4 protein-coding genes and 2 pseudogenes are annotated in these 5,060 nt (G+C 67.6%); 3 read left to right on the forward strand and 3 right to left on the reverse strand.

Translation table 11 applies throughout. From position 1 onward, the window contains the following. Positions 1-483: hypothetical protein (locus ABT001_RS35670; protein ID WP_351285836.1), on the forward strand; the 483-nt coding region annotated here is incomplete at its 5' end. A gap of 848 nt (positions 484-1,331) precedes the next feature. Here the strand turns inward: ABT001_RS35670 and ABT001_RS35675 are convergent. After that, complete coding sequence (locus ABT001_RS35675) at positions 1,332-1,949, reverse strand: TetR/AcrR family transcriptional regulator (RefSeq protein WP_351285837.1); 618 nt, start codon at positions 1,947-1,949, stop codon at positions 1,332-1,334. Positions 1,950-2,017: 68 nt separating this feature from the next. Between ABT001_RS35675 and ABT001_RS35680 the strand changes: the two genes are divergently transcribed. Next, the gene (locus ABT001_RS35680) at positions 2,018-3,352 is read left to right on the forward strand and encodes an alpha/beta fold hydrolase (RefSeq protein WP_351285838.1); all 1,335 of its coding nucleotides are present in this window, start codon (positions 2,018-2,020) and stop codon (positions 3,350-3,352) included. Positions 3,353-3,416: 64 nt separating this feature from the next. Here the strand turns inward: ABT001_RS35680 and ABT001_RS35685 are convergent. Then, positions 3,417-4,022: pseudogene (locus tag ABT001_RS35685) on the reverse strand (transposase); the annotation flags it as partial. A gap of 50 nt (positions 4,023-4,072) precedes the next feature. Between ABT001_RS35685 and ABT001_RS35690 the strand changes: the two are divergent. Next, the gene (locus ABT001_RS35690) at positions 4,073-4,462 is read left to right on the forward strand and encodes a transposase (protein ID WP_502967584.1); all 390 of its coding nucleotides are present in this window, start codon (positions 4,073-4,075) and stop codon (positions 4,460-4,462) included. A 7-nt stretch (positions 4,463-4,469) separates the two neighbouring features. Here ABT001_RS35690 and ABT001_RS35695 read toward each other — a convergent pair. After that, positions 4,470-5,060 (reverse strand): annotated as a pseudogene (locus ABT001_RS35695) (protein-L-isoaspartate(D-aspartate) O-methyltransferase); the annotation flags it as partial.

Here is a 5,060-nt window from a genome sequence, read left to right on the forward strand (position 1 = left end):
CGCGATCCTTCGGCGATCTCGGAGTCCGACCGGTCGGGACAGCACGTGTTCCGTCCCAGCGGGCTGATGATCAGCATCCACTGCGCGCGCGACATACTCGAAGCCATCGAGCTGGGAAGACCGTCGTCCCAGAAAGACCGAGTGTTGTTCCAGGGTGTGGACGTGTTCGCGCCTCCGGCCCGCGAGGTTGTCCGGCGCGTCGGTGAGCTCACCTCGATCGAGGAAGATCCTGACGACGATGCTTCATTCATCGCCCCGGACTTGCTGCTGAGCTTTTGGCGTCCGTTCGCAGCCGACGATGAGCCGGAGGAAGAACGGGGCTACTACTTCAGCTCGGTCCTGCTGGCACGGCCTGGTTACTACGACACCCCGTTCAGGCTGCGGAGCGACTCCAGCAGAGCTCGTGACTGTCCCGTCAGGATGCCAACAGGACTCGTTTCCGCAAGAGACCGAAGCCGGTCCGGCCGTACATCTGGCGCTTGATCGATCCGGTTGACGTGGCCTTCGACGATGCCGGAGCTCCACGGCAGCGTTAGGCCGGCGGTGACAGCTGCGAGATCGCGTTCGAGGCCGTTGACGAAGGCGTGGAGGCTGGGCAGGTCGTCAGCGCGGACCGCCTTGATCCATTGCGGGAGCTGGTCACCCTGGAGCTGGGCGAGCATCTTCCCGAATGCGCGGACGTGCCCGGTGAGGGCATCGAGTTCGGGGCAGCCGGCAAGGACGGATTTGAGCTTCAGGCGCTCGCTCTCCGGCAGGGTGTCGGGGTGAGTCAGGATCCAGCCGGTGACCGTGCGTGGGGACGGCGGACGGGCCGCAGGTGCGGTCGGGGATGCGCGGAACGGCTGGAGGTAGGGGCGGACGCCGCCGTAGCCGCCGGTGTAGCCGTGCTTTTTGATCTCTTCCCAGAGGGTCCAGGCGTTCGTGCAGCCCTCGGACCACCCCGTACGGCCGCTTCGAGCTGGACATGAACTCCCACCTCAATCTGGTTGCAGCCGCGGTGACGGCCAGGCTTCCCGGCCCGCACCGCGCCGGGAGCGTCCACAGCCCCGCCAGCGAGTGGTTGGGCAGGCTCGGCCTGAAGTCTCCAGGCCCGGCCATCCGGCTCTCCCTGCTCCCGGACTACGACGTCAACTTCCTCGGTCGCCACTCCGCCACCATGCCTCCGGTGCCGGACCCAAGATCAGTCTTATAGACGTCGTTTCGCTTGGTGAGTTGGCGGCCGTTGATATGGCTGGCAGCGATAGCAGTGAGCCGCTCTGTGCCAGCCGGGGTGCGTGTGTATCGGCTGGGCCCTCTGCCAGTCGTGTTCGTGTGGTTACGGAGCTACTGCTTCACGGCGCCGGGTCTGGGCGTCGAAGGCCAGGGAAGGCAGCGGGGGTTGCCCAGCCGCGTAGTACGGCATCAATCGTTGACCGGAACGCGGTCTCGGCTGCGGTGCCTTCGAGGCCGCCGGCCAGTTCGAGGGTCACGAGCCCGTGGAGGGCGACCCACAACGAGACGGCGATCAGTGTGGTGTCGCCCGCGAGGACCCGGTCCGCCACGGCACGGTCGATCGCCGCGACAAGAGGTCGCACCGGGTCTCGGTCGCCGGCCCAAGTCGACGGTACGAAGGACTGTGCGCCACCGAACAACACCGCGTACAGGTGACGGTGTTCGCGTCCCCAATGGCGATACGCCACGGCCAACGCGTACAGATCCTCCAAGGCGGCCTCCGAGCCGGGAACGGCCGTCAGGTTCTGGAACAGGCCGGCGACCGCCTGCTCGCGCACCTCTTGGATCAGTCCGTCCTTGTCCTGGAACAAGGTGTACACAGCCGCCGTCGACGTTCCGGCGGCGGTGGCCAGCGCGCGGACTGTGACCGACTCCTGCGGGCGGGTGGCGAACATCTCTGTCGCGCATGCGACAAGTCGTTCCCTGACGGCGGCGTCGTTCGTTCTCGGCCTTCCCATGGGAAGCAGTCTACCCATGCTGATAACATCGTTTCAAAACAGCGTTCTGAAACCCCGGGGAGCTCATCATGCCACCGTCCGCCATACGTCCCTTGCGCCTTGTCGGGCGCCTGCTGGCGGCCACCGCCGCGGTGGTGGGGCTCGTCGCCTTCTTCCTGGCGCTGATCGTCGCCACCGATGGCGCGGGCTCGGGATTCGTCGCATGGTCAGCTACTGCCGGCATCGCGGTTTTCGCAGCGCTGTGGCGGGGCCGCCGCCGCTCTTGGCGCGGACGGCTGATGCCATTCCTGCCGATGCTCGTCGCAGCGGCCCTGACGCTGTCGGTGTGCGTCCCCAGCGTCTCCACGACGCGCCGCTACCCGTCCGCCCTGTCGTTCGTGACCGCCGAGCACTGGCGCCTGTCCACCGGCAGCCGCGTCGCGGTCTACCACTACCCGCCCACCGGCAACAACCCCCGGCAGCGCGTCCCGCTCGTCTACCTCAACGGCGGCCCGGTGCGCGGCATCTCCGTGCTCGATCACCGCTTCCTGCAACGACTCGCGGGACAGGGCTACGACGTGTACGCCTACGAACAGGCCGGTGGTGGACGCAGCGACCTGCTGCCCATGGGCCACTACTCGATCACCCGGTCCGTCCATGACCTCGGCGCCTTCGTCAGCAAACTCGGCAAGGGCCGCGCCGACGTACTGGGATTCTCCTCAGGCGCGGTCGTGCTCACCCGTGCGCTGGCCGACCCGGTCACCGCCGACCACCTGCGCCGGGCGGTCATCGCCGAGCCGGGCCCGATGGACGGCCCCACCGCCCGGATGGCGGAGCAGAAGGGTCGGCCGTCGGCCCGCGACATCGCGCCGGCCATGACCGGACCGCGCTCCACACACGTCCCGCGGTACGCGGTCGCGTTCGGCCTCATGCGGCTCGGACTGCTCAGCCCGGACAACGGACTGGTAGGGCAGGCGGAAGGTGCCAATGCCTTCACCGCTGCCGATCTCGGCAGCGACACCGCGTCCGCCTACTGCGCGCGGGACGGACACCGCATCCCGGTCGAGGACACTGCGGAGAACTTCTCCTTCAGCGCCGCCGCCAGCCTCCGCATCCAGCAAACGATCAAAGACTCCCCCTCCATTGCCCCGCAGCTCAGGCACTCCCGGACACCCGCGATGCTGATGATCGCCGAGTGCTCCTCCCAGGTCCGGCAGTGGCAGACAACCATCCTCGCGGACAACCCCGCCATCCAGCGCACGCAGTACATGCCCGGCGTCGGCCACCACATGTGGAACGGCCTGGGTGACAACGACCAACGAGCAGCCGCCGCCATCACCGCGTTCCTCCAAGACAAGCCCGCACCGCTGCCCGACTACCCGACCCGAGCCGACATCCCGGCCTTCCTCCGGGGCCACAAGTAAGCAAGCAGACCCATGGCATCGCATCCAAGGTGGGGACTGCTGCATGATCAGGTGACAGCGGGGTTTATGCAGCCAGGGCTGAGGGTGGCGTCATGATGGTCTCGTACTCGATGGGGGTCAATCGGGCCAGGCGTTTCTGACGTCGGCGCCGATGGTGGGTGCGCTCGATCCAGGTGACGATCGCGATTCGCAGCTCTTGGCGGGTGGCCCAGGCACGGCGGTCGAGGACGTTCTTCTGCAGCAGCGCGAAGAAGCTCTCCATAGCCGCGTTGTCGCCGGCGGCACCGACCCGGCCCATCGATCCGATCATGTTGTGACGTGCGAGAACGACGACGAATTTCCGTGAGCGAAATTGCGACCCGCGGTCGGAATGCACGATGCATCCTGAGACCTGGCCGCGGCGGGCAACGGCGGATTCAAGGGCTCTGACGGCGAGGCTGGACTTCATCCGGGCGTCGATGGAGTAGCCCACGATGCGGCCCGAGTAGACGTCCTTGACCGCGCACAGTTACAGCTTGCCCTCGCCGGCTTGGGTTCCAGCTATCGTCGCAACACCGATCGAAAGTGGTGTTCGCGGTGGATGCGCAGGGCAAGTCCGCGGAGTTGAAGAACAGGTTCTTCGAGGAGCTTGATCGTGGTGGCTCGGTGCCGGCCGCGGCGGAAGCCGCCGGGGTGAACGTGAACACCGCGTACGGGTGGGTCCGTCGGGCGGGGATCGAGATGCGGGCGGCGCCGCGCACCTACACGGGGGAGGAGAAGGCCGAGTTCTTCCGACTGCTGGCGGAGCGCAACAATGTCTCAGCGGTCGCCCGCGAGCTGGGCTTCAACCGGGTGACCTGCTACAAGTGGGCGCACAAGGCGGGGATCTTCACGCATGAGGCCCGCAGGGTTGTGCCCCGCCGGGAAGAGTTCCGCCGACTGCGCGCCGAGGGCCTGACGCGCGCCGAGGCTGCAGCGCGGGTGGGGGCTGACAAACGGTCTGCCCAGAACTGGGACAAGTTGTTGTGGGCATGGAGGACCAGGCCCCGGGCCACGCGACGGCCTTGCCTGGGTATCGCGCGTGGTCCAGGGCCTGGGGCTGGAGAGAGCGCCGCTGTGGGACGCCGGTGAGATGCGGCTACAAAGTCTGGGACCAAGTGCCGCGCGTCAGGGTGGTGGTGCCGTCCGGGGTGATGGTGACCCGGGCCCCGTAGACGGGGAGGGTGCCCTCGCGGTTCAGCCTGTTGCGTACTCGCTGGAGCTCGCGCCACAGGCGGCGAGGACCGCTCTGGTGAACAACCGGCTCACCGAGGAAGTCCGTTGCCGTGGCTCGGGCCCATGAGCCGTCAGGGTGCAGCAGCCACACGGTGCGCTCGTCGCCGTCCTCACGCAACCGGTAGTCGATGCCGGGGACCTGGAGGGCGAGCATCGACATGACTTCCCAGGAGTCCGTCGGGTAGAGCAGGGGGTATCGACAGAGTTCGGTGTCTTCCCCTTCGGCTTCCCATGCCTGTTCCCACACCTTGCTGGTGGGGGAGTCGTAGTCGTCGCCGTGGCGGGTGCGCATGAAGCCGGCGGGGTCAGGCTCGATCCGGCCGACGGCGCCTCCGTCCGCGGTCTTGTCAGCGGTGACAATCAGCCCGGTGCCGGCGATGGTCGTGACCAGGCGTCCGCCTGGCTTGAGGGCGGCCAGCCACGACTGCGGGATCGGGCGCACGGACACGGTCGA

The organism is Streptomyces sp. NPDC002793 (genome assembly GCF_040295485.1).
Lineage (GTDB): Bacteria > Actinomycetota > Actinomycetes > Streptomycetales > Streptomycetaceae > Streptomyces.